Genomic DNA, 22,777 nt, shown 5'->3' with positions numbered 1-22,777 from the left:
TTGTTTTTTATAATTTCACCGTAAGATGAAGTTATAAAAACAAGGAGGAAGACAATGAAAAAAGTTTTAAGAATCACAGCTGCAGCGGTATTAAGTCTGGCAATATCGGCGGGCGTTTTTGCCGCCGGGCCTGAAACAAAAGTTTATGGCTACAACTGGTTCAGGTACACGCTTGGTTATGACAACGCAGCACAAAAGAAAAGCGCATTTGAAGTAAAAAGGACGTATGTAAGGGTAAAGACAACGGGGGAAGGGTATGAAGGCGCGTTGACGCTTGATTATGAAAATACTGACGGGCAAAACAATATTAATTTTGGAACCTGGGTTAAGTACGCTTATGTGGATTTAAAGAGTATTCCATTATTAATGGACGCGGGAATGTCATTAAGGGCGGGCCTTCAGCCTGTTCCTTTTGGTACAATTGACACATGGGAATACCCGCTTATTGAAAAAGCTCTTGAAGACAAGCTTAAGCTTGTTGACAGCGCGGATTATGGCGTGGCTTTAAGAGGATACCTTCCGATGGAACTTGGAAACTTTGAAGCCGGTGTTTTAAGCGGCTCAGGCTACAAGAAAGCGGAAGCAAACCTTGCAAAGTCAGTTGTTGCAAGCGTAAACATTGTTCCTATTGCAGGTATATATGTAAGGGGTTCTTATTTAGGGCACCAGATTGGAGAAGACCAGCAGGTAAACGGACAGCCGTCAAGCCTTGCAAAGTATGCTGACAGGAAAGCGGTTGTGGTTGGTTTCGCAAGCGGCCCAATATCGGGCTTTGTTGAAGCGCTTGAATCAAAAGACCAGAAGTCATCCGGCAAAAGCGGAATCGGGCAGTCTTTAAGCGCATATCTTGGAATGGAAATTGTTGACGGGATAAGCGCCCATGCGATGTATATGGTTTCAAACCCGGACACATTAAAGGTAAGGGATGAAAAAAATGTTTACGCAATAGGGTTAAACTATGATGTTACTGAAAAAGTACTTCTTCAGCTTAACTATCAGATGGAACAGGATAAGGTTGGCGGCGCATCAAGCCCCGTGACAACAAATCTTTGGATGGCACAGACAAAGTGGAGCTGGTAATTTAAAAAAATATAAAAGGAGAAAGAAATGAAAAAATTTTTTAAAATGGCAGTTGTATTATCAGTAATGGCATTGGCGGCAGGTTCGGCATTCGCGTGGGACTGGCCGTGGGCAAAAAAATCAGAAAATAAGATTTCACTTACGGGTTCTACTACGGTGCTTCCCATAGCGCAGAAAGCCGCGGAAGAATTTATGAAGGCAAACCCTTCTGTTGAAGTATCGGTAAAAGGCGGCGGTTCGGGAGTGGGTATAGCCGCCATTATTGACGGTTCCGCGGATATCGGCAATGCTTCAAGGGCTATTAAGGCAAAAGAGATAATTAATGCCAAATCTAAAGGGGTTAATGCTTTTGGAACTGAAGTTGCAAAAGACGGTATAGCAATGGTTGTGCATAAATCCAATCCGGTTGATGCCATCACCATTAACCAGCTGCGCGATATCTTCAGCGGAAAGATAACCAAATGGAGCCAGCTTGGCATCGGCAGCGGAAAAATAGTCGCGGTTTCCAGGGATACCACATCAGGCACATATGAAGTGTTCAGCGAGCTTGTTTTAAGGGGCGCAAAGCTTCGTGATGATTCTATAATGACGGTTTCCAACAGGGAAGTGGCGGAAAATGTAAAGAATACGGAAGGCGCCATAGGGTATCTTGGGCTGGCATTTTTGTCAGATGATATGAAAGTGCTTAAAGTTGAAGGGGTAATGGCAACAGAGGCAAATGTAATAAACGGAACGTATAAGGTTGCAAGGCCGCTTTTTATGTACACTAACGGAGATCCATCCGGGCTTGTAAAACAGTACATTGATTACGTATTAAGCCCTGCCGGACAGAAGATAGTAAAAGAAGTGGGTTACGTTCCCGTAAAATAAAATGTTTTGGATAAAAAGGGCGGGGATAACCCCGCCCTTTTTATTAACAGAAAATTAACATTAGGCTAACAGAGATTTAATCATAAAAATCTATAATTCAGTCAAATAAAAGATAAGGAAGGTTGAATGGCTGTACATAGCGGAATGAAAAAGAATTTTATAGAGCGGGCTCTTCCAATGGTGTCATTTATCTCCATTTTGTTTCTCTTTGGCATAGCCATGACACTTATAGTTTCAGCGGTGCCGGCTTTCAGGGAATACGGAATAATATCCACACTGACAGGGAAAGTCTGGAGGCCCACTGACGATCCGCCTTTGTTTGGCATGTGGCCCTTAATACTGTCATCATTTTACGTTACGTTCACGGCGATAGCCATTGCCGTGCCGCTTGGCGTGGGCGCTGCTGTATATCTTGCGGAAATAGCGCCGGCAAAAGTAAGGGAAATAATTAAACCCGCACTGGAAGTGCTTGCGGGTATACCTTCCGTGGTGCTTGGTTTTTTTGGAATTGTATTTCTTGCGCCCCTGGTAAAAAACATATTTCATCTTGATACCGGGCTTACCGGTTTTACCGCTGCAATACTTCTTGCCATAATGTCGGTGCCGACAATTGCCAGCATTACAGAGGACGCGGTTACCGCTGTCCCTAAGGAATTAAGGCACGCGTCCCTGGCGCTTGGCGGGACAAAATGGGAGACTATAATAAGGGTATCTGTCCCCGCCGCCAAGTCAGGCATACTTACGGGAATAATTCTGGGAATTTCCAGGGCAATGGGCGAGACCATGACAGTGTTAATGGCAGCAGGCGGTTCAAGGGGAATCCCGGATAATATATTCGTCCCTATGAGGCCCATGACCGCTTGCATAGCAGGTGAAATGGGGGAAACAGTTGTGGGTGATTCTCATTATTATATGCTGTTTGCCATGGGGCTTATTCTGTTTATTTTTAATATTATTTTTAACATCATCGCGGAAAATATCAAAAAAGGGAAGAATAAATGAAAGACACCAATCCGGAAAAGCAGGCAATAGATAAAAAAAGATACGCCCAACAGTCAGCCGGCTTTATTGTGCTTAAAGCCTGCGTGCTGTCTGTCGTATTATCGCTTATTGTGCTTATAGGTTTTATTGTTGTAAAAGGTTTCGGGGCGCTTAGTGTTGATTTCTTTATAAAATTTCCTGAAAATGGAATGTCAGAAGGCGGAATTTTCCCGGCTATTATGGGGACTTTTTTACTGTCCACAGGCGCTATACTTTTTGCCCTGCCGCTGGGAGTGCTAACAGCAGTCTGGCTTACAGAGTACAGCACCAATATGAAAATGGTAAGGCTTCTAAGAATAGGAATAAATTCGCTTGCCGGTGTGCCGTCAATTGTTTTCGGCCTTTTTGGGCTTGCGTTTCTTGTAAAGTTTATGCAGTTTGGCGTGTCGCTTTTATCCGGAATTGTTGTGCTTGGGATAATGGTGCTTCCCACTATTATAGTCACGGCAGAAGAAGCGCTTTTGTCTGTCCCCAAATCATTTAAAGAAGCTTCGCTGGCGCTTGGCGCCACAAGGTGGCAGACTATGTACAAAGTAATTCTTCCCAACGCTATTTCCGGAATATTAACCGGGGTAATACTGGGCATAGGCCGCGCCGCCGGCGAGACCGCGCCTATTATGTTTACGGCCGCCACTTTCTTTACCATAAAACTGCCGGATTCGCTGTTTTCTGAAGTGATGGCGCTTCCTTACCATATTTACGCTTTAATGACAGAGGGCAGCCAGGCAGGCCAGATGGAAATCGCCTATGGAACCGCGCTGGTGCTGCTTATGCTTGTGCTTGCGGTAAACGCGGCAGCGATAGCAATAAGAATAAAAGCAAGGAGAGGGAGAAAATGGTAGAAAACACACTAAGCATAAAAGCGGTTGATTTTAATTTTTATTACGGCAGCCATCACGCGCTGAAAAACATAAATCTTGATGTAATGAAAAATAAAGTGATGGCAATGATAGGCCCTTCCGGATGCGGAAAATCCACTTTTCTTCGCTCCATAAACAGGATGAATGACTTAATTGAAGGGACACATACCAAAGGCACGCTTTTATTCGGCGGAATGGATGTAAATGAAAAAAGCGTGGACGTGACAAGGCTGCGCCGTGAAGTTGGGATGGTTTTTCAGAAACCAAACCCGTTTCCAAAATCCATATTTGAAAATGTCGCTTACGGGTTAAGGGTGAACAGGCTGTTTAAAGGGGAGGCGGAACTGAATTTAAAAGTGGAAGAAAGCCTGCGTGAAGCCGGGCTTTGGGATGAAGTAAAGGATAACCTGAATAAAAACGCGTATGACCTGTCCGGAGGCCAGCAGCAAAGGCTTTGCATCGCGCGCGCCCTTGTAATAAGGCCGGAAGTAATATTAATGGATGAACCCACAGCATCGCTTGACCCGATTTCAACTGCGAAAATTGAAGAATTGATACAGGAACTTAAAAAGAACTACACTATAATAATAGTCACGCATAATATGCAGCAGGCCGCAAGAGTGGCTGATAATACGGCATTCTTTATGATGGGAGAGCTTGCTGAATACGGCGAGACATCTAAAATATTCACAAAGCCGGATAAAAAAATAACGGAAGATTATATAACAGGCAGATTCGGGTAGAGTTTAGGGTATAATACTCGGCGGGTTAATTTTAAATATACTTTCTTTATAACGGAGGAAAAATATGGAAAGGCATTTTGATGAAGAACTGGAAGCCCTTAAAAAAAATGTATTAAAGATGGCGGCGATGGTGGATGACGCTGTGCATAAAAGCGTTGAATCGCTTGTGGATATGGATGTGGAAATGGCGGAAAAACTTATAGAGGATGATCAGATAATAGACCTGCTTGAAGTGGAAATAGACAGGCAGTGCCTGGAACTGCTGGCAAAAAGGCAGCCCATGGCGGTGGATTTAAGGTTTATAACGTCGCTGCAGAAAATAAATAATGATCTGGAACGCATAGGCGATTTAGCAATAAATGTGGCTCATGCCTCTATTTACCTGGCAAAACACCCTCCGTTAAAACCGCTTGTTGACATTCCAAAAATGGAAGAAGAGACAAGAAAGATGTTAAGGCAGGCGGTAAGCGCGATAGTTGAGAAGAATTCCGCGGCAGCAAGGGAAATATGTTTAAAAGACAGCGAAATTGACAGCCTGTATGTTCAGGTTTTCCGCGAAATTTTAACGTATATGATGGAAGATAACAATAATATAAAAAGGGGAATAAGGCTTATACTTGTAGCCAAACATATAGAAAGAATGGCTGACCATGTGACAAATATAGCCGAAGATGTGGTCTATATGCTGGAAGGAAAGACAATAAAACACCACATAGATGAATAAAAAGAGTAATAAAGTGTTAATGGGGATGTGCCGGTACTATACCTGCGGTTAATACGCGTGCGCGGGTAATAAAATTTGTTTTTCCCGTTTTTATTGTGTATAATAATTATGGATCCAATAACGGGAAATCAGGAACATTGCGGGCGGTTTGGACATAATCCGCGGGACGGGTTTGAAGCCCGAATAAAATTAACCCCACCGGATTTTTCCAAACCGCCTTTTTGTAAGATGACAAACATAGTGTTAAGAGGGTGAAAATGGGGAAGTTAGGGACAGCACCGGCGCTGATACTTTTTTTTGTTTTAATTTTATTTTTTCCTGCCTATACAATATCTGCTGAAACTATATCTGAAATTAATGTTGTTATTGATGATAATTACCCGCCGTACTCTTTTCGCGAAAAAAACGGTGAACTTGTCGGTATTTCCATTGACCACTGGAAACTGTGGGAAAAAAAGACAGGCATAAAAGTCAACCTTGAAGGAATGCAGTGGAGCAGTGCTTTTGAAAAAATTGATTCAGGCAAAGCCGATGTCATAGATTCCATATTTAAAACCGAAGAGAGGCAGAAAAAATACCTGTTTACGCAACCATACGCGGTGATAGAGGTTCCGGTATTTTTTCATAAGGATATTTCAGGGATACGTAATTTGGATTCGCTTCATGGTTTTAATATTGGGGTTAAAAAGGGGGATGCCTGCATAGAGGTGCTTAAAAAAGACGGTATTACGGAAATGGCTGAATACACAGATTACGCGGAGATAATTGCCGAAGCCGCCGCGGGCATGATAAAAGTTTTCTGTGTTGACAAACCTCCCGCAATTTATTATCTGAATAAAAGAAAGATAGAGGATGATTTTAAGTACAGTATGAACCTTTATACGGGGGCTTTTCACAGGGCTGTTAATAAGAACCGGCCCGGACTGCTGGCAGTTCTTGAAAAAGGTTTTAAATTGATAAGTGCGGCAGAATATAAAAAAATAGAAGTTGCCTGGCGCGGTTCGGAAATAATAAGCAGAAGGGAATTACTGGTATTTTTATCGCTGTTTGTCGGTCTAAGTCTGTTTGTGTTTATGGTGTTTTTTGTCTGGAATAAATCGCTTAAAAACGAAGTTGATAAAAAGACAAAAGAAATTAAAAAAACTCTCGAAGAACTTAAATTAAGCGAGAACCGGTTTAAAGCAATATTTGAGTCTTCTTTTGACTTTATCGGGTTATTATCAGCTGACGGAAGCATGATTGACGCCAACAAAAGGTCTTTTGATACTTTTGCAGGTTCTTTTGAGGGTATGAAAGGGATTAAAATATGGGATGTACCATGGTGGGATGCCAATGAATTTGACACTAAACAATTAAAACTTGGTGTGTCGGAAGCTTCTGCAGGCGAAACATTCAGATATGAAACAAATATACGTTTTTCTGACGGCAAAGATATAAAAGTGGATGTTTCAATTTCTCCTGTAATGGGATTTGATGGCAGTGTTCAGATGCTTGTGATTGAGGCAAGGGATATAACCGAAATCATTCAGGCGATGGAAGCGGTGAAGACGTCTGAAGAAAAGTTCAGGATGCTTACGGAACAGCAGATGATGGGTATTGTTATAATAAAAAATGAAAAAGTAGTTTTTGCAAATAAAGGTTTTTGTGAACTTTCCGGTATGGAATATAAAGAGTCGCAGGCGCTTACCCTTGCGGGTTTTCTGGCAAAACTACAGGATGAAAACGGGGTGCTTACGGAAGAACGGTTTAAAGAGTGCCGCCATGAAATCACTTGTAATTTAATGTTAAGAGATAATCAGGGTGAAGCAAAATGGGTGGCGGTTAATAAAAAAGAGATAATATTTGAAAATTCAACGGCAACGCTTGTTAATATAATGGAAATATCACAGGTGATAGAGGTACAGAAAAAACTGGAACAGTCAGTGGCGGAACTTTTAAAATCAAATGAAGAACTTGAAAAGTTCGCGTATGTGGCTTCGCATGACCTGCAGGAACCGTTAAGGATGATATACATATACTCAGAGCTGCTTATTAAAAAGTACGGTACGCAGATTAATTCGGAAGGCAAAGAATTTCTGGATAATATAATGAACGGGGCCATAAGGTTAAGGCAGCTTATTAAAGACCTTCTGGAGTATTCAAGGGTGGGCAATAAAAGCAAGGCGGAGCCTTTTACGGATGTAGATATGAATGAGGTTGTGCAGACCTGTCTTTTGGACATGAAGTCAGCTATACAGGAATCAAAGATAACGGTAAATAAAGGAAACCTTCCTGTTATCCGCGGGGCAAAGACACAGATGATAAGGCTTATGGAAAATCTTATAGGTAATGCCGTTAAGTTTACAAGGCGCGTTAAAGAACCGGTAATTGCAGTTTTTGCGGAGAAAAAAGGCAATGAATGGGAGTTTTGCGTAAAAGACAACGGCATAGGGATAGAAGAAGGCTATAAGGAAAAAATATTTGAAATATTTGAAAAACTGCATACTCAGGATGAATATGAAGGCACCGGGATAGGCCTTGCGGTATGCAGAAAAATAGTAACCCAGCACAAAGGGAAAATATGGGTAAGTTCACACGCCGGCGAAGGGGCCTCTTTTTATTTCACAATTGCTGACCAGCAGAAAATTTAAAAAAAAAGTTTTTATTTTTCGCTATAGCTTAAATGCTTAATCCGCTAAAGTGCTATGTTTTATATTATCAGGAGTTCGGGTTAATAAATATGGAAGGTTGTTCTGACAGAGCGCTATAGCTTAATTGCTTAATCCGCTAAGGTGCTATGTTTTATATTATGCTGAGGCGCGCCATGATTTCCGTGTGGTATGTCTGGGCAAACTGGTCCAAAGGGGTCATTTCATCAAGGTGGTAATGCGATTTTAAATCCGCTATATCGCGGGCAAAACTTGAAGGGTTGCAGGAAATGTAAATAAGAGTACCTATTTTCGCCGCCTTAATCGCGCTTATTACGCGCGGGTGCATGCCTGAACGCGGCGGGTCAATTACGGCGGCGTCAAAAGATTTATCTTCCAAAACCCTGTCTATTGTATCTTCCACTTTGCTTGTAATTATGTTTACGTGTGAAATTTTATTCCATTTAATTATTTCGCGCAGGTTCTGGGCCGCGTTTCTGTCCGCTTCAATTACAGTTATGTCCCTGAATTTTTTGTGCGACGGGAGGGTAAGCGCGCCGACGCCGCCGTATAAATCCAAGACAGATGCCCTGTCAGGGATTTTTTTGCCTACAAATTCAGCCATTTTTTCCATCATAACCGCGTTTACCTGAAAAAAGGCGCTGTTATTTAATTTAAAAGAAATACCCGCGGCGGTTTCTATTATTGAAGGCCTGCCGTAGAGAATTTTTTCCCTTGAACCAAAGACATCATTTGTCTCTTCCATGTTAAAGTTGATAAGAATGCCCGCGATACCGGGCTGTGCCTGCAGCGCCTGAGCGGCGCGCAGGATAAACTGTTTTGGCTCTTTACCGTTTACCACAAAGGTGATAAGCGCGTCGCCGCGGCTGTTTATTCTTATTGTCACGTGGCGCAGATAGCCCTTATGTTTTGAAGGGCTGTAAATAGACGCGCTGTGCGGGTTTTCGTTTATAGAATCCGTAATAATTTTTGCAAGAAGGTTTATTTTCGGGTGTAATAATAAACACTCTTTAATGCCTATAACTTCGTGGCTGCGCGCCCGGTAAAAGCCAAGTGATATCTTGCTTCCAATTACCGCCGGCCTGTATTCGGCCCTGTTGCGGTAATGCAGCGGCACTTCATATCTTATAAGGGGTTTCATCGGCGGGCTTTTTATAGCGGCAGTTTCTTCCATTATTGCCTGTATTATATCTATTTTAAAATTCGCCTGGGTCTCATAAGGCATGTTCATAAAATCACAGCCGCCGCATTCGCCAAAATAAGGGCATTCGGGTTTTGTGTAAAAAGGCGAAGGTTTTACGACAGATACCATCCGCGCCTGAATAACTTTATTTTTTTCTTCTGTTATCCTGGCGGTAATTGTGCTGCCCGGAAGCGCATACGGGATATAGACCGTGCTGTTTTCAAACCGCGCGATTCCGTCGCCGCCGTAGGCAAATCCGTCAATTGTAACGGTAATATCCCTGCGCGCGGCAGATGTGCCGGACGGCTGCGCGGGGCGCGCCGAGGGCTGCCTGTTATTGCCGTGTTTTGCCTGTAAGTGCTTTTTAGGACGCCTGTCTTTTTTTATCATGGCTGATATAATACAGCATGGCAGGTAAAATTGGAAGCGCTGAAAAGGGGTGGTTTATGTAAACAATGGTATCCACCGTTGAAATGCGTGTTTCAAACACAGCCCCTTATGCTTTTTTTTCTTGATTTTAAAGGATTTTATCATTACAATGGTTAAGCGGTAAGTTTGCCGTACAGGAGGACCTTAATATGAATAAAAATATAGTTATAGGTTTAACATTGATTTCTATGGTTTTTTTAATCAGCTGCGCCACTGATAATAAAACAGTCATAAAAGACGCGGATATTTCAGCCGCGGCAGACGCCACTGCGCAGGCCGGTGTTCAGGCACAGTCAGTAAAAGAGGAACCCACACAGACAGCCACATTGACATTTACTCTGACTGCAGTACCGACAAAAGCAAAGCCATCGCCTACATCCACAAAAGAAGCAAAACCAGCGCCCACTGCCACAAAAACAGCGGCAAAGAAAGAACCAACCGCGGTTGTTAAAGCTAAGTCAGTAAGCACTCCCGAAAAAAAAGAGGAAATTACACTTCAGGAAGTCATTGAAAAAATAGAGGCGGCTCAGGTTAAAAGAAAAGCCATAATTATGAACATTGACATAAATACAAAATACACTGACGCGGACACGTCCCAGAGAATTAAAGGGCTTGCTTACATAGTAAAGCCGGACAAATTCAAAGTGATTTACTCCGAACCCACCGAACAGCATCTTATCTCTGACGGAAAAACGGTATGGGTATATACTCCTGTTTTAAGCCAGGTAATAAAGCAGGACGTGGAACAGATGAGTTTTAATTCAAAATTTTACATAGATTTTGAATCTTCAATAGCGTACTTTTCCAAAAGAAGCAAGTCTACCCTTACTGTTTCGGAAAACTTCTATACCATAAAAATGATTCCTGTAAAGAAGCAGGAAATGGCTTTTGATGAGCTTACGGTAAAAGTGAATAAAGAGACGCTGTTCCCCGAATCCATGAAGATGAAGTATGAAGCAATGATTGTGGAATCGGTTTTTTCAAACATAAAAAAATATTCCGCCGAAAAAGCGGATTTATTGCCCGAGTTTAAGGACAGTGCTTTTATTTTCAAAGCGCCGGAAGGCATTGAAATAATAGAAGCATCTGACCTTATGCAGGGAAACCCGATAATAAAGTAAACGAGAGGAGCTATAAATGTTAAAAGGATACGGAGATCTTCTAAAGAAAGCAAGGGAGTCAAGAAACCTTAAGTTTCAGGATCTGCATAAAGAAATGAAAGTGGACCCGGTGTATTTAAAGGCGCTGGAAGAGGAAGATGCCACCGCTTTTGAAAAGCCGGTTTATATGAGGCTTTTTCTGCGTACTTACGCGCGCTTTTTAAAACTGGAAGAAGCTCAGATTATATCTTTGTTTGACCAGACGCCGGAAGGCCAGCAGACGGAAAAAGAGATTAACAGGATAGGCAAAGAAACAATTAAAGGCGATTTTGCAAAAAGCGTGCTTAAAGACGCTAATCACGACCACGAAAAACAGTTTCATGAAAAACAGGCGGAAACGCCCGTGTTAAAAGCCGGCGGAATGGAGCTTACTTTAAACAATAAAAAGAACCTGATAATTGTAATTGCCGCGGCTGCGCTTCTTATTCTGGCTATAATACTTTTTGCCGTGTTAGGCGGAAAAAAATCAGAAGGTAATAAATCTGTTTATCCCGTTCCCGGCCAGACAGAAACCCTTAATGTTTTAGCAAAGGGCAAGGCGGATACCTGGATAAAGGTAAGGCATGACAACGGAGAAGAAGATTTTCTTCTGAAAAAAGGCTCTGATAAAAGGTGGAAAGACATCACTAAGATTGTTTTTTTAGTGGGAAATGCCGCAGGAGTTGAATTTACGGTAAACGGCGAATCCATCGGCGCGATAGGAGAAGAGGGCGAAGTGATAAACGGGCTTATCTTCCAGTCGGGTAAAAACTGGTACATAGATAAAGGGCAGGGTTTCACACAGGGTGCAAGAAAGCCCACGGAAGTTCCGACTGCTGTTCCGACAGAAGTTATAGAACAGGAACCGGCTGCCGCTGAAACTCCGGCCGAACAGTAAAAGGAGGCGTTGATTAATGGCAGGCGATAACTCATTTGATATTTCTTCAAAGGTAGACATGCAGGAAATGGTTAACGGCATAGACCAGGCGTTAAGGGAAATAACCAACAGGTATGATTTCCGCGACAGCAATACGGAAATTGAACTTAAAAAAGAAGACAAAAAAATAATTATTAAATCAACTGATGATTATAAAGTACGCGCTGCCAATGATGTGCTTAAAAATAAGCTGATCAAAAGGGGCATACCCATAAAGGCGCTTACAGATTCCGAACCTGTGCAGACCGGCATGGATAAAATGCACCAGGACATAGCCATACAGGACGGCATTCCGCAGGAAAAAGCAAAAGATATCGTGAAATACATAAAAGAGCTTGGGCTGAAAAAGATACAGGCTTCCATCCAGAAAGACGTGGTAAGGGTGTCAGGGCCCAAACTTGACGACCTTCAGGAAGTTATGGCGCATTTAAAGCAGAAGGATTTTGGAATTGACATGCAGTTCACGAACTTCCGTTCGTAAAAATACAGAATCACCCAAGGGGTATTAATATGAAACTTGGAGTCATAAGCCTTGGGTGCCCAAAAAACACCGTTGATACAGAGTGCATGCTTTCATGCCTGGACAACGCCCTTTTAACCACAGACCCGTCTGACGCCGATGTGATATTAATAAATACCTGCGCGTTTTTAAAAAGCGCCAGGGAAGAATCATCCGGCGCAATTACGGAAATGCTGTCCCTTAAGAAAAAAAAGCCCGCATTAAAAGTGGTGGTGGCGGGGTGTTTTGTTTCCAAGGATTTAAAGGGCTTAAAAGAAAAATTTTCGGGTGTGCATGCCTGGGTGGGCGTCAACAATATAGAAAATATAAAAACCGCGGTGGAAAAAGGCGGCGAATTTGTAAATGAAAAACCGTTTATCTATAAAGGCAAAAACCACACCGCGCTTTTAAATTCCTATTCCGCGTACGTGAAAATATCCGAAGGGTGCAATCATAAATGCAGTTTCTGCGCCATTCCGTCCATAAAAGGAAAGTACAGAAGCAGGACAATTGAAGATATTGTAAAAGAAACACACGCCATGACAGAATCCGGGATAAAAGAGATAAACCTTATTTCGCAGGACCTTGTATATTACGGCGCGGATATTTACGGCGAAAAGAAACTGGATAAACTGCTTGAAGCAATCCTTAAAAAAACAAAAAAATATTTCTGGCTGCGGCTTTTATATCTTTACCCGGACCTTGAAATTATAAAACGGGTTGTAAAAGTAATGAAAAAAGATGAAAGGCTGTGCCGCTACATTGATATGCCGTTTCAGCACGTTAATGACGATATTCTAAAAAGTATGAGGCGCGGCTACAGAAAAAAAGACATAATTGAAATTATAAAGTATTTAAAAGAACAGGTACCGGGGATAATAATAAGAAGCGCTTTTATAACCGGATATCCCGGCGAGACAAAGGCGCGTTTTAATGAATTAAGGGAATTTATAAATCAGGGTTTGATAGACAGGGCCGGTTTTTTTGCTTATTCTGACGAACCGGGCACGCACGCTTATACCTTAAAAGGCAAAGCCGCAAAAAAAGAGTGTGAGAGAAGGCGTGACATATTAATGGTTGATTCAGCTGAAAAATACGCATATAATAAAGAAACGTTACAGGGAAAAAAGGTTAAAGTTTTAATTGCGGGAATGAAAAACAATAACACTTACGCTGCAAGGACGCAGGGCAACGCTCCTGACATTGACAGTTATGTACTTATCAATACCAAAAAAAAGCTCTCTGCCGGAAGTTTTTGTAACGTAAAAATAACCGGAGCGCAGGGTTATGATCTGAAAGGGGAATTATGCAGATAAGCGAAAATCTTAAGAAACTTCCAAACAGAATTACAATGTTCAGAATAATTATCACTTTTGCCTTTATCCCCACGATACTGGCCGAAAGGCTTATGTGGAATTATGTGGCGCTGGGAATTTTTTTAATCGCGTCCATAAGCGATTTTCTTGACGGCTATATTGCAAGAAAGTACAACATTATAAGTATTTTCGGGCAGGTAATGGACCCGCTAGCGGATAAAATACTGGTGCTTGCGGCGCTGTTATGTTTTGTGCACCTTCAGGTGGCGCCGGTATGGATGGTAATAATAATCATCAGCAGGGAATTTTTTGTATCAGGAATCAGGACCATGGCCGCGCAGCAGGGAAAAATAATTGCTGCCAGCAAATGGGGCAAGTTAAAGACCGCCACTGAAATGACGGCAATTTCCGCCACGCTTCTTTTAATGTCCATTCACAAGACCCTTGTATTTTACGGGATAAACGCGGGCGAACTGATGGATGTAAGCCAGGACACATGGATGCTGAAAGTTATCCCGTACATCCTTTTCTTTATAGCGGCTTCTTTTTCGCTTATTTCCGGCATGGAATATTTTTTCAAGAACAAATCAATTTTTGAAAGCGAACTCTAATGAGGCAGCTTATAATAATCTTCACTTCTTTTTTTTACACCGGCTATGCGCCCAAGGCTTCAGGCACAGTGGCTACTTTGGCATTTCTTCCCGTGTACTGGTTTTTTCTGCGCGATATGCACCCGGCACCCTATGTAATAATTACCGTAATACTTGTGCTTGCCGGTATCTGGGCTTCCAACTACGCGATTGTGATACACGGCAAAAAGGATCCTTCACGGGTGGTAATAGATGAAGTGGCGGGCTATATGGTGACCATGATGTTTATCCCCTACACTGATTCAAGGATGATAATAGGTTTTTTCGCGTCGCGCGTGTTTGATATTCTGAAAATATTTCCGGCAAGGCAGTCAGAAGCGCTTCCCGGCGGCACGGGCATAATGATTGATGACGTAATAGCCGGAATTCAGGCGAATATTTTTATGTGGGCGGTAATTTATTTTAAGCTGGACCTGCCGCTGCAGCAGCTGATAACCAATGTTATCCGCCCTTGAAAGGTCAGCAAGCCTAAAAAATACCGTCACAAAACTTTCTGCCGGCAAAGACTGCCTGGTGGATTCTGTAAACCCGTCTTTCAAAGCTGTGATGTATTCATATCTGGCATCCGCGGTCAATAAAGACCTTGTAATAATCACCTCGTCTGAAAACATATACCCTCTTTTTGGAGAAATGCTGAGCCTGCAGAATATTTTCAAACACAACGCGCAGATTGCGGCGTACCCGGAAGATGACAGCCTTCTTTATACACAGTTAAAGGCATCCCGCGAAGTGTCAAAGGAAAGGGCGTCAGCCATAAAACTGATGCTGTCGGGGGGAAAAAAAATAGTAATAACGGATATAAATGCCGTTTCCGAAAAAATAGCGCCGCCGGAAGATATATCCGGATTTATGTTTAATATTAAAGCAGGCTCCGGCGCTGGCATGGAAGAAATAATAAAGGCGCTTAACAGCAACGGCTACGAGCGGTGCGTAAAGGCGTCCGAGTGTTTTGAATACAGCGTAAGGGGCAGCATACTTGACGTGTACGCGCCGGGCGGCGAATATCCGGTAAGGATAGAATTCTTCGGCGATACTGTAGAATCCGTGCGTTATTTTTCGCCGGACACTTTTGACACCACGCATTCGGTAAAGGAAGCGCAGCTGTTTATTTTTAACCCGGGCGGACCCGCAAGAAGGGGGCATTCTTCCATCCTTGAATACATAAATGGAAATGACGCCGTGATAATAACCGACGGGCTTGAAGGTTTAAAAAGCGAAATTCTTGAAAAAATAAAAAAGATAGAAAGGTATATTGACCCGAAAGACGCGGAAAAAAACATTTTTTCCATAAGGACAATTTTAAAGAAAATAAAAAAATACCCGAAGCTGAAAGTATATGAAACAGCTGTAGGAAATGACGCGCAAAGTTTAAAGGCATCAGCTAATCCGGCGTTTGAACGCGACATGGAACGGCTTTTTGATTATCTGGCCGCGCAGGAAATAAAAAAGCATTCTGTATATATTGCATCTGACAATGAAGGTGAGACAGAGCATTTAAAAACTATAATAACGCAGAAAGCAGAGGAAAAAAACGCTAAAGCGCCGCATGTTGAATTCATAAACGCCGATATATACAGGGGCTTTGTATTAACAGAAGCGAAGCTGTGTGTAATTTCCAACAGGGAAATTTTTGACAGGTATAAAGGTAAAATTTTAAGCAGGGTAAAGGATAAAAACCTAAAAGCGCTGAAGCATTACACCGACCTGGAAAAAGGCGATTATATTGTGCACAGGGAACACGGCATAGGAGTTTTTGAAGGCGTCCGCAATATGGATTTTGACGGGATAACGGGGGACTTTCTTTACATAAAATACTTCGGGGATGACAAACTGTATATTCCCATTTATAAAATAGACCTTATAGACAAATATACCGGGTCGGACAAAATACCGGTTTTGTCCAAACTTGGCACGCAGGTCTTCAGGCGCTCTAAAGAGGCAATAGAGCGCGAGATGAAAGAAATGGCCGCGGAGCTTTTAAGGATTTACGCGTCAAGAAAAACCTCTTTAGGGATAAAGTACAGCTTATCTGATGCCACGGTAAAAGCTTTTGAAAATGCCTTTATCTTTGAGGAAACACCGGACCAGGCAAAGGCCATTAATGACGTGATGGCGGATATGGAAAAGGAAAAACAGATGGACAGGCTTGTCTGCGGTGACGCAGGTTTTGGCAAAACAGAAGTGGCAATGCGCGCCGCTTTTAAGGCGGTAAACGACGGCAAACAGGTGCTTGTGCTTACCGCCACCACGCTGCTTGCGGCGCAGCACCTGAATTCCTTCAGGGAAAGAATGGCTGACTATCCCGTAAAAGTGGATATGCTGTCAAGGCTGGTTAAAGCATCCGATAAAAAAATAATTCTGCAGCGTTTAAAAGAAGGTAAAACCGATATCCTTATAGGCACCCACGCTGTGTTATCCGCCTCTGTGGAATTTAAAAACCCCGGACTTGTGATAATTGACGAAGAGCAGCATTTTGGGGTTAAGAATAAGGAAAACTTAAGGCAGAAATATCCGTCAGCTGATTTGCTGACGCTTACCGCCACCCCTATTCCAAGGACTCTTTATTTTTCCCTCTCCGGCATCAGGGACATAAGCATAATACAGACGCCGCCGCCGGGCAAGAAAGCGATTGAAACGGTGATAATACAGGAGCGTATGCAGGTGCTGCGCGAAATAATATTAAGGGAAGTTTTAAGAAAAGGACAGGTGTTCTACGTGCACAACAGCATAAGGACGCTGGAAAAAACAAAAGAAAGCCTTCAGAAATTACTGCCGGAGATACGTTTTAAAACCGCGCACGGACAGATGGACAAAGGCGAACTGGAACACCTGATGGAAGATTTTCTTCTAAAAAAATTTGATGTGCTTATCACCACCACCATAGTGGAATCCGGCCTTGATATGCCGGATGTTAATACAATAATAGTAAGCAGCGCGGACAGGTTTGGGCTGTCCCAGCTTTATCAGCTTAGGGGCAGGGTGGGCCGCCGCGACAGGCAGGCGTACGCTTATATGATGGTGGCGGATGTTCGGGCCATGACAGAAACCGCCAGGGAGCGGTTAAAAACGCTTGAAAGTTATGTGGACCCGGGCGCGGGTTTTTCAATTGCCATGCGCGACCTTGAACTGCGAGGAGCCGGAAATATTCTTGGCACAAGACAGCACGGCTACATGGAAAAAATAGGTTTTGAGATGTACTGCAGGATGCTGGAAGAAGCGGTGGCTGAAATTGAAGGCGAAGTGCATGTGCCGGATAAGGATACAAAAATAAAAACAGATTTTGAAGCGCACATACCGGATGAATATGTCTGGGATACAGGCGAAAAGGTAAGGATATACCGCAGAATTTTTGCGGCGCAGAGCACAGCTGAAGCGGAAACCGTAAAAAAACAGGTTGAAGATGTCTGGGGAAAAATGCCGCAGGAAGCGCAGAATATATTTTATGTTTTAAAATTAAAAATTGCCGGTAGGCTGCTTGCGGCGGATGAAATATCCGTGAATGAAACAGAGATGTTTGTGGTCTGGTATGACAAACCCTCAATAGGGCCAAGGGAACTTTCAAAAGCCGGGGTTAAAGGAGTGTCGCTTAAAGAGGGCGTGCTTCACGTAAAAATAAAAGGGATACAAGAAGCGCTGTCGGCGCTTGACGCGTACTGCAAAGCAATAAAATAGGAATAAGCGATATAAGCTATAGCGAAAGAGATAAGCAAAAGCGTCTTAAGCATTTAAGCTAAAGCGAAGAAATAATCATAAGCAATTTAAGCTGGTATTTCCCCCAAATCTTTCGCGTATGCTTAACTGCCTATAGCTTAAACTTTTTTTGACCTTCCGTTTTTGCCCAGCCGCTCAGCTGCTTAGCTGCGGTTTTCCCTCTGTCTATGGCAGGTTGTTAAACTTTAACTTGTTATCCGCGATTTTATATGTGGCAATCACAATATGCGGGATGGCAAGTTTTTTAATGATTGAAAGGGCCTCTGTTTTTAAAGGTTCCGGCACAAGCAGGTAAAAGGTGCCTATTTTTTCCGAAAAACTTTTCCACTCTATCGCGGACCCGTCTGTGACCGTGCTTTCGGTTTCCACTTTAAAAGTGTAAGTCTGGTTTCCCTTCGCGATAAGGTCCGGATACAACCCCTGTACCACCGCTTCTGCTTTGTCAATGTTGGTAAGTACAGAGTCCGCGCCTTTCTGGTTTAAATATATGGTTTTTAAGGTTTTAATGATTGTTTCCTGCATTTTCATTTCTTTAGGGGTTCTCATTGACATTTTTAACCCTCCTTAATATACAGGCGCCGTGCTTTCGCCCGGCGCCTGCTGTAAAAGATTATTTTATTCGTACCACTTAATGTAGCCGGGAAGGAATTTAAAAGCAACGTCCGGATGCGCCGGCATTACCCTTACGGAATAATTCACAGCCCCGGAAGTGGAAGGTGTCACGGTGGCTTCGTATTTTATTTTCCCGTGTTCATTTGAAACGGCTTTCATTTCAAATGTTGTTATGTCTTCCAGAATTTCGCTGCCCCTGTCATAGCCGGCATAAATTTCCACCAGCAGGTCTTCCGCGTTTAATCCGCCGCTTTCCAGTTCCGCGTTTATCTTAAGCGAACCGCCCACTTTAATGGCGGATGAATCAGCTGAACTTACGGATGTAATCTTTACCGCGTCCCATTTGGAAGCTATTTTTTCTTTCCACTTGCTTATGTTTTTAGGTTTGTCAAGGCCGCTGCCGGCAAGTTTTACGTAGTTAAGGCCGGCGGGTTTATAGAACATCTCTGTATATTCCATTACCTGCCTGTTGGTGTTAAACACAGGGCCAAGTGTGGCTATGGAAGTTTTCATCTTTTTTATCCAGTCGTGCGGCAGCCCGTCTTTGCCGTGTTTGTAATAAAGCGGGACAAGGTCATTTTCAAGCGTGTCATAAATGGAATTAGCTTCCACAGCGTCCTGATAGGCGATATCTTCGTACTCTTCGCCGCGTCCTATGCACCAGCCGTTGTCCGCGTCCGCTTTTTCGTCCCACCAGCCGTCAAGCACTGAAAAGTTTAATCCGCCGTTGAAAATAACCTTCATGCCGGATGTGCCGCTTGCTTCCAGCGGCCTTCTGGGATTGTTCATCCACACGTCCACTCCCTGTACAAGGTAATGGGCGGTGTTAAGGTCATAGTCTTCAACAAAGACTATGTGGTTTCTTAAACCCTCTTTTTCTGTGATGTGAATTATCTGTTTAATGAACTCTTTGCCCGCGTCATCTTTGGGATGCGCTTTGCCGGCAAATATTATCTGTACGGGCATGTGCTTGTTGGTAAGTATCGCCTTAAGCCTTTCAATGTCGCGCATCATTAAATTCGCCCTTTTGTATGTGGCAAACCTTCTGGCGAATCCTATGGTTAATACGTCGGAAGAAAGCACTTCGCCGGCGCCGTCTATTTCTTCTTTTGAAGAGCCGCGCGCTTTTAACTGTGATTTAAGTTTTCTGCGGACAAATTCCACAAGCCTTTCTTTTCTGCGCTCGTGCGTGCTCCACAGTTCTGTGTCCGGAATCTCGTCCACTTTTTTCCATATTTCGTGTTCATCAGGCGCGTCCACCCAGCGGGTGCCAAGGTAACGGAAGAAAAGGTCTGACATTTCTTTTGATATCCAGCTGTTCATGTGTATGCCGTTGGTGATGTATCCAATGGGGACTTCCGCGACAGGCACGCCTGTCCAGATGTCTTTCCACATATCGCGAGATACGCGGCCGTGCAGTTTTGACACGCCGTTATTAAAGTGCGAAAGCTTAAGGGCAAGTACTGTCATGCAGAACCATTCGCTTTTATCTTCCGGATACACGCGCCCCAGCTTCATAAATTCTTCAAAGGAAATTTTAAGGGAGTGCTCTACGTAACCCTTTAAATATCTTTCCATCATTTCCTGCGGAAACCTGTCATTGCCGGCGGGGACAGGGGTATGCGTGGTAAACACGCTGCTGGCTGCCACAATTTCTTTTGCTTCATTGAATGAAAGTTTTTCTTTTTCCATCAGCATCTTTATGCGCTCCAGCGCTAAAAATGAAGAATGGCCTTCATTCATGTGTGTGACAGTGGGCTTAATTCCAAGGGCGTCCAGCGCAATCATGCCGCCGATGCCAAGAAGGTATTCCTGTTTAATCCTCATTTCAAGGTCGCCGCCGTAAAGTTTGGAAGTGATGTCGCGGTCAGCGTGGCTGTTTTCCGAAATGTTTGTGTCTAAAAGGTAAAGGCTTATGCGCCCCACCTGAACCTTCCACAGCGCGAACTTAACAATGCCGTGGGGCATTTTCAGTTCAATTATAATATTGGTGCCGTCCGCTTTTTTAAGCTGTTTCACGGGGGCTGTGTTGTAATCGTGCGTTACGTATTTTTCATGCTGCCAGCCGTCTGTTGTCAGGTACTGGTGAAAATAGCCCTGTGAATATAGAAGGCCAACCGCGATAAAAGGAAGTCCAAGGTCAGAAGCGGATTTTAAATGGTCGCCCGCAAGGACTCCAAGGCCGCCGGAATAAATGGGCAGGCATTCCGCAAGCCCAAATTCAGCGCTGAAATACGCTATCTGGTACTCTTTCGGCAGATTGTTCTTTATTTTGTCGTACCAGCAAGGCCTGGACATGTACTGGTTGCGTTTTTTAAGGACATTTTCAATACGGAAGATAAAACCTTCGTCATTTGCGATTGTTTCAAGTTTTTCCTGCTGCACTCTGTAAAGCAGCTTTACCGGGTTGTGTGATGTCTGTGACCATAAGTCCGGGTCAATGTCCCTGAAAAGGGCAAACGCTTCGGAATCCCACGCCCACCATACGTTGTAAGCAAGGTCCAGAAGCGGTTTAAGCTTCTCCGGCAGATTTGGCTGTACATTAAAATCCATAAGTTTCATCTATATTTCCTCCTGTAAGATGTAAAAAATTTAAGTTATTTTAGCATAAAAACTACCCTGCATAAAGCCAAATATTGAGATATTTTGTTATATTCTGCCGCGCGTGGAAAAAGGTGTTTTTTCATCTGTTAATCTTACCGCGTATTGTTATATAATAGGAAAGCATTTTACGGTAATTGCGGGGTAAAAATAACCGGAACTAATTTTGGGCGGATTCTGTCCGATTAAATGAGGGATAAATGGAAGAACTGAACGAACAGGAAATTAAAAAAGCGGTTCGCGGAGACAGGCAGGCTTTTGACAGGGTGATTACCGCTTATAAAAGAACGGTTGCGTCTGTCTGCCTGAAGTATATGAGAAACAATGAAGAAGCGTGTGATATGGCGCAGGAAGTCTTCTGCAAAGCGTATGAGAAAATTGGCTCTTTTAAATTTGACTCTAAGCTGTCCACCTGGCTTTATCGGGTGGCGGTCAACATGTGCATAAACCGGCTGGATATGTTAAAACGCAGAAAGTACTATGAAACCGATTCCATAAGCGGGGACGAGAGCTGCGATAAAGAACCGGTGGATGTGGCGGATGTCCGCGAAGGGCAGGATATACTGGCTGAAAAGAAGCAGCTGCGCGAATGCGTGATGGAAGCCATGGAAGGTTTTGAACCCGCGGAAAGAAGCGTGGTTATACTAAGGGACTTGGAAGGCATGGAGTATGATGAAATAAGCAAAGTGCTTAAAATTCCGCTGGGAAGCGTAAAGTCAAAGCTTTCAAGGGCAAGGGAAAAATTGAAACAAAAACTGGCAAGAAAGCTGGGTGAAAAAAATGAGCTGTAAAAAGGTAAACGGATTGATTAACAGCTTAATAGAAGGAAATATAAAAGCGGCCGAAGAGGGTGAAATAAAAACGCACGTTAAAACATGCGAAAAATGCGCGTTGGAATATAAAGCCGCGCTTGTGCTTAAAAGTGTGTTTTCAGATATGAAAGAAGAGCCAAAACTGCCCGCTGATTTTAATATCAAGGTCTGGGATAAAATAGGGCAGCCTTCACCATCCATAATTGACAGGGTTATAAAATATATTAAACGGCCTGTTTTTGTTGTGCCGGCAGCGGCGTTTGCGGCTGCTGTGTTATTCGGGTTATTTGTAATGAACCCGGGTGTGGTTCAGGATAAAAAAGTTGAATTCGCATCAGCAGAGCCCGCGGTCAAAACCATAGAAAATCAAAAAATTACAAATACAAAAAAATCTGTTACATATATCACGCAGAAACAGGCTGAAGGCGAAACGCGTATTGTCTCGGTAGAGCCGGTTAAGGAAGATATAATAAAGGAAGAACCAAAAGACATTCCGCAGGTAAATCAGGTGGCGCAGGTAAAACCGGATCTGGATGAAAAACTCCCAATTGCATTAAAAGGCAGTAATGAAATATCTGCCGCGCCTGTTGTTGCCGCCGCTGCCGATAAGAAAATAATAATAACCCCCACGCCTGCTGAAATAGAAGTCAAGAATAATGTAATTAACGCTGTTAAGGGAGAGAAGTTTGTTATAAAATACAGACTGGATGATTTGGGGCAGGTGGAAATAAGAATATACGACAGGACAGGGCAGCCGGTGGCGCATTATTACGAAAAAAAACCCGCGGGCGCTTATGAATATACATGGGACGGAAAAGATGACGCCGGCCGCGCGATTGCTTCGGGAATTTACACTGTTTACATAAAGACGCCGCTTGTGGAAAAAAAGATAAAAGCGGCTGTTATAAGATAATAAAGCATT

19 protein-coding genes are annotated in these 22,777 nt (G+C 43.2%); 16 read left to right on the top strand and 3 right to left on the bottom strand.

Going from position 1 to position 22,777, the window contains the following annotated elements; all coding sequences use genetic code 11:
• The first annotated feature begins 54 nt into the window (after positions 1 to 54).
• The 7 genes from CVV21_05340 (at position 55) to CVV21_05310 (ending at position 7,948) form a co-directional block, all read left to right on the top strand.
• Positions 55 to 1,080 (top strand): hypothetical protein, encoded by a 1,026-nt coding sequence (locus CVV21_05340; protein PKL92177.1) that lies wholly within the window; start codon positions 55 to 57, stop codon positions 1,078 to 1,080.
• Between the two features lie 27 nt (positions 1,081 to 1,107).
• Positions 1,108 to 1,950: a phosphate ABC transporter substrate-binding protein gene (locus CVV21_05335; protein PKL92176.1), complete on the top strand. Its 843-nt coding sequence runs from the start codon at positions 1,108 to 1,110 to the stop codon at positions 1,948 to 1,950.
• A 144-nt stretch (positions 1,951 to 2,094) separates the two neighbouring features.
• Entirely contained in the window at positions 2,095 to 2,952 is an 858-nt protein-coding gene (gene pstC, locus CVV21_05330; GenBank protein ID PKL92288.1) for a phosphate ABC transporter permease subunit PstC, read from the top strand.
• Complete coding sequence (pstA, locus tag CVV21_05325) at positions 2,949 to 3,833, top strand: phosphate ABC transporter, permease protein PstA (protein ID PKL92175.1); 885 nt, start codon at positions 2,949 to 2,951, stop codon at positions 3,831 to 3,833. The genes pstC and pstA overlap by 4 nt, the downstream gene beginning before the upstream one ends.
• Positions 3,827 to 4,594 (top strand): phosphate ABC transporter ATP-binding protein, encoded by a 768-nt coding sequence (gene pstB / locus CVV21_05320; GenBank protein ID PKL92174.1) that lies wholly within the window; start codon positions 3,827 to 3,829, stop codon positions 4,592 to 4,594. The genes pstA and pstB overlap by 7 nt, the downstream gene beginning before the upstream one ends.
• A 64-nt stretch (positions 4,595 to 4,658) precedes the next feature.
• Positions 4,659 to 5,318 (top strand): phosphate transport system regulatory protein PhoU, encoded by a 660-nt coding sequence (phoU, locus tag CVV21_05315; protein ID PKL92173.1) that lies wholly within the window; start codon positions 4,659 to 4,661, stop codon positions 5,316 to 5,318.
• A 257-nt stretch (positions 5,319 to 5,575) separates the two neighbouring features.
• Entirely contained in the window at positions 5,576 to 7,948 is a 2,373-nt protein-coding gene (locus CVV21_05310; protein ID PKL92172.1) for a hypothetical protein, read from the top strand.
• A gap of 151 nt (positions 7,949 to 8,099) precedes the next feature.
• Here CVV21_05310 and CVV21_05305 read toward each other — a convergent pair whose 3' ends face one another.
• On the bottom strand, positions 8,100 to 9,539 hold the full coding sequence (locus CVV21_05305) for a 23S rRNA (uracil(1939)-C(5))-methyltransferase RlmD (protein PKL92171.1): 1,440 nt from the start codon (positions 9,537 to 9,539) through the stop codon (positions 8,100 to 8,102).
• A 188-nt stretch (positions 9,540 to 9,727) separates the two neighbouring features.
• Here CVV21_05305 and CVV21_05300 point away from each other — a divergent pair, with 188 nt between their 5' ends.
• Genes CVV21_05300 through mfd form a run of 7 tightly spaced genes read left to right on the top strand, consistent with a single transcriptional unit; the run spans position 9,728 to position 17,791 of the window.
• Positions 9,728 to 10,699, top strand: a complete 972-nt coding sequence (locus tag CVV21_05300; GenBank protein ID PKL92170.1) for a hypothetical protein — start codon at positions 9,728 to 9,730, stop codon at positions 10,697 to 10,699.
• 16 nt (positions 10,700 to 10,715) lie between these two features.
• Entirely contained in the window at positions 10,716 to 11,615 is a 900-nt protein-coding gene (locus CVV21_05295; GenBank protein PKL92169.1) for a hypothetical protein, read from the top strand.
• 16 nt (positions 11,616 to 11,631) lie between these two features.
• On the top strand, positions 11,632 to 12,135 hold the full coding sequence (locus tag CVV21_05290; protein ID PKL92168.1) for a YajQ family cyclic di-GMP-binding protein: 504 nt from the start codon (positions 11,632 to 11,634) through the stop codon (positions 12,133 to 12,135).
• Positions 12,136 to 12,164: 29 nt separating this feature from the next.
• Positions 12,165 to 13,469: a 30S ribosomal protein S12 methylthiotransferase RimO gene (gene rimO, locus CVV21_05285; GenBank protein ID PKL92167.1), complete on the top strand. Its 1,305-nt coding sequence runs from the start codon at positions 12,165 to 12,167 to the stop codon at positions 13,467 to 13,469.
• Positions 13,460 to 14,080, top strand: coding sequence for a CDP-diacylglycerol--glycerol-3-phosphate 3-phosphatidyltransferase (gene pgsA / locus CVV21_05280; GenBank protein ID PKL92166.1), 621 nt, complete (start codon positions 13,460 to 13,462; stop codon positions 14,078 to 14,080). Before rimO ends, pgsA begins: the two co-directional genes overlap by 10 nt.
• Entirely contained in the window at positions 14,080 to 14,574 is a 495-nt protein-coding gene (locus tag CVV21_05275) for a phosphatidylglycerophosphatase A (protein PKL92165.1), read from the top strand. Before pgsA ends, CVV21_05275 begins: the two co-directional genes overlap by 1 nt.
• Positions 14,558 to 17,791 carry a transcription-repair coupling factor gene (mfd, locus tag CVV21_05270; protein PKL92164.1) on the top strand — a complete coding sequence of 1,078 codons (3,234 nt, stop codon included), beginning with the start codon at positions 14,558 to 14,560 and terminating at the stop codon, positions 17,789 to 17,791. The genes CVV21_05275 and mfd overlap by 17 nt, the downstream gene beginning before the upstream one ends.
• A gap of 204 nt (positions 17,792 to 17,995) precedes the next feature.
• Here the strand turns inward: mfd and CVV21_05265 are convergent, their stop codons facing one another.
• Entirely contained in the window at positions 17,996 to 18,382 is a 387-nt protein-coding gene (locus tag CVV21_05265) for a hypothetical protein (protein PKL92163.1), read from the bottom strand.
• 63 nt (positions 18,383 to 18,445) lie between these two features.
• Positions 18,446 to 21,004: an alpha-glucan phosphorylase gene (locus CVV21_05260; GenBank protein ID PKL92162.1), complete on the bottom strand. Its 2,559-nt coding sequence runs from the start codon at positions 21,002 to 21,004 to the stop codon at positions 18,446 to 18,448.
• A 239-nt stretch (positions 21,005 to 21,243) separates the two neighbouring features.
• Between CVV21_05260 and CVV21_05255 the strand changes: the two genes are divergently transcribed.
• Positions 21,244 to 21,834 (top strand): hypothetical protein, encoded by a 591-nt coding sequence (locus tag CVV21_05255; protein ID PKL92161.1) that lies wholly within the window; start codon positions 21,244 to 21,246, stop codon positions 21,832 to 21,834.
• Complete coding sequence (locus tag CVV21_05250; GenBank protein PKL92160.1) at positions 21,824 to 22,768, top strand: hypothetical protein; 945 nt, start codon at positions 21,824 to 21,826, stop codon at positions 22,766 to 22,768. Before CVV21_05255 ends, CVV21_05250 begins: the two co-directional genes overlap by 11 nt.
• The last annotated feature ends 9 nt before the right edge of the window (positions 22,769 to 22,777 follow it).

It is taken from the genome of Candidatus Goldiibacteriota bacterium HGW-Goldbacteria-1, assembly GCA_002839855.1.
GTDB lineage: Bacteria > Oederibacteriota > PGYV01 > PGYV01 > PGYV01 > PGYV01.
The sequence above is the reverse complement of the archived record's forward strand: the minus strand, read 5'-3'. Positions and strand labels throughout refer to the sequence as shown.

Bases quoted from the DNA above. Each gene is read 5' to 3' on its own strand.
- CVV21_05260 (PKL92162.1), bottom strand. From the start codon at position 21,004: ATGAAACTTATGGATTTTAATGTACAGCCAAATCTGCCGGAGAAGCTT.
- mfd (PKL92164.1), top strand. From the start codon at position 14,558: ATGTTATCCGCCCTTGAAAGGTCAGCAAGCCTAAAAAATACCGTCACA.
- CVV21_05265 (PKL92163.1), bottom strand. From the start codon at position 18,382: ATGTCAATGAGAACCCCTAAAGAAATGAAAATGCAGGAAACAATCATT.
- CVV21_05300 (PKL92170.1), top strand. From the start codon at position 9,728: ATGAATAAAAATATAGTTATAGGTTTAACATTGATTTCTATGGTTTTT.
- CVV21_05250 (PKL92160.1), top strand. From the start codon at position 21,824: ATGAGCTGTAAAAAGGTAAACGGATTGATTAACAGCTTAATAGAAGGA.
- rimO (PKL92167.1), top strand. From the start codon at position 12,165: ATGAAACTTGGAGTCATAAGCCTTGGGTGCCCAAAAAACACCGTTGAT.
- CVV21_05275 (PKL92165.1), top strand. From the start codon at position 14,080: ATGAGGCAGCTTATAATAATCTTCACTTCTTTTTTTTACACCGGCTAT.
- CVV21_05310 (PKL92172.1), top strand. From the start codon at position 5,576: ATGGGGAAGTTAGGGACAGCACCGGCGCTGATACTTTTTTTTGTTTTA.
- CVV21_05295 (PKL92169.1), top strand. From the start codon at position 10,716: ATGTTAAAAGGATACGGAGATCTTCTAAAGAAAGCAAGGGAGTCAAGA.
- CVV21_05340 (PKL92177.1), top strand. From the start codon at position 55: ATGAAAAAAGTTTTAAGAATCACAGCTGCAGCGGTATTAAGTCTGGCA.
- pstB (PKL92174.1), top strand. From the start codon at position 3,827: ATGGTAGAAAACACACTAAGCATAAAAGCGGTTGATTTTAATTTTTAT.
- pstA (PKL92175.1), top strand. From the start codon at position 2,949: ATGAAAGACACCAATCCGGAAAAGCAGGCAATAGATAAAAAAAGATAC.
- pgsA (PKL92166.1), top strand. From the start codon at position 13,460: ATGCAGATAAGCGAAAATCTTAAGAAACTTCCAAACAGAATTACAATG.
- phoU (PKL92173.1), top strand. From the start codon at position 4,659: ATGGAAAGGCATTTTGATGAAGAACTGGAAGCCCTTAAAAAAAATGTA.
- CVV21_05305 (PKL92171.1), bottom strand. From the start codon at position 9,539: ATGATAAAAAAAGACAGGCGTCCTAAAAAGCACTTACAGGCAAAACAC.
- CVV21_05255 (PKL92161.1), top strand. From the start codon at position 21,244: ATGGAAGAACTGAACGAACAGGAAATTAAAAAAGCGGTTCGCGGAGAC.
- pstC (PKL92288.1), top strand. From the start codon at position 2,095: ATGAAAAAGAATTTTATAGAGCGGGCTCTTCCAATGGTGTCATTTATC.
- CVV21_05335 (PKL92176.1), top strand. From the start codon at position 1,108: ATGAAAAAATTTTTTAAAATGGCAGTTGTATTATCAGTAATGGCATTG.
- CVV21_05290 (PKL92168.1), top strand. From the start codon at position 11,632: ATGGCAGGCGATAACTCATTTGATATTTCTTCAAAGGTAGACATGCAG.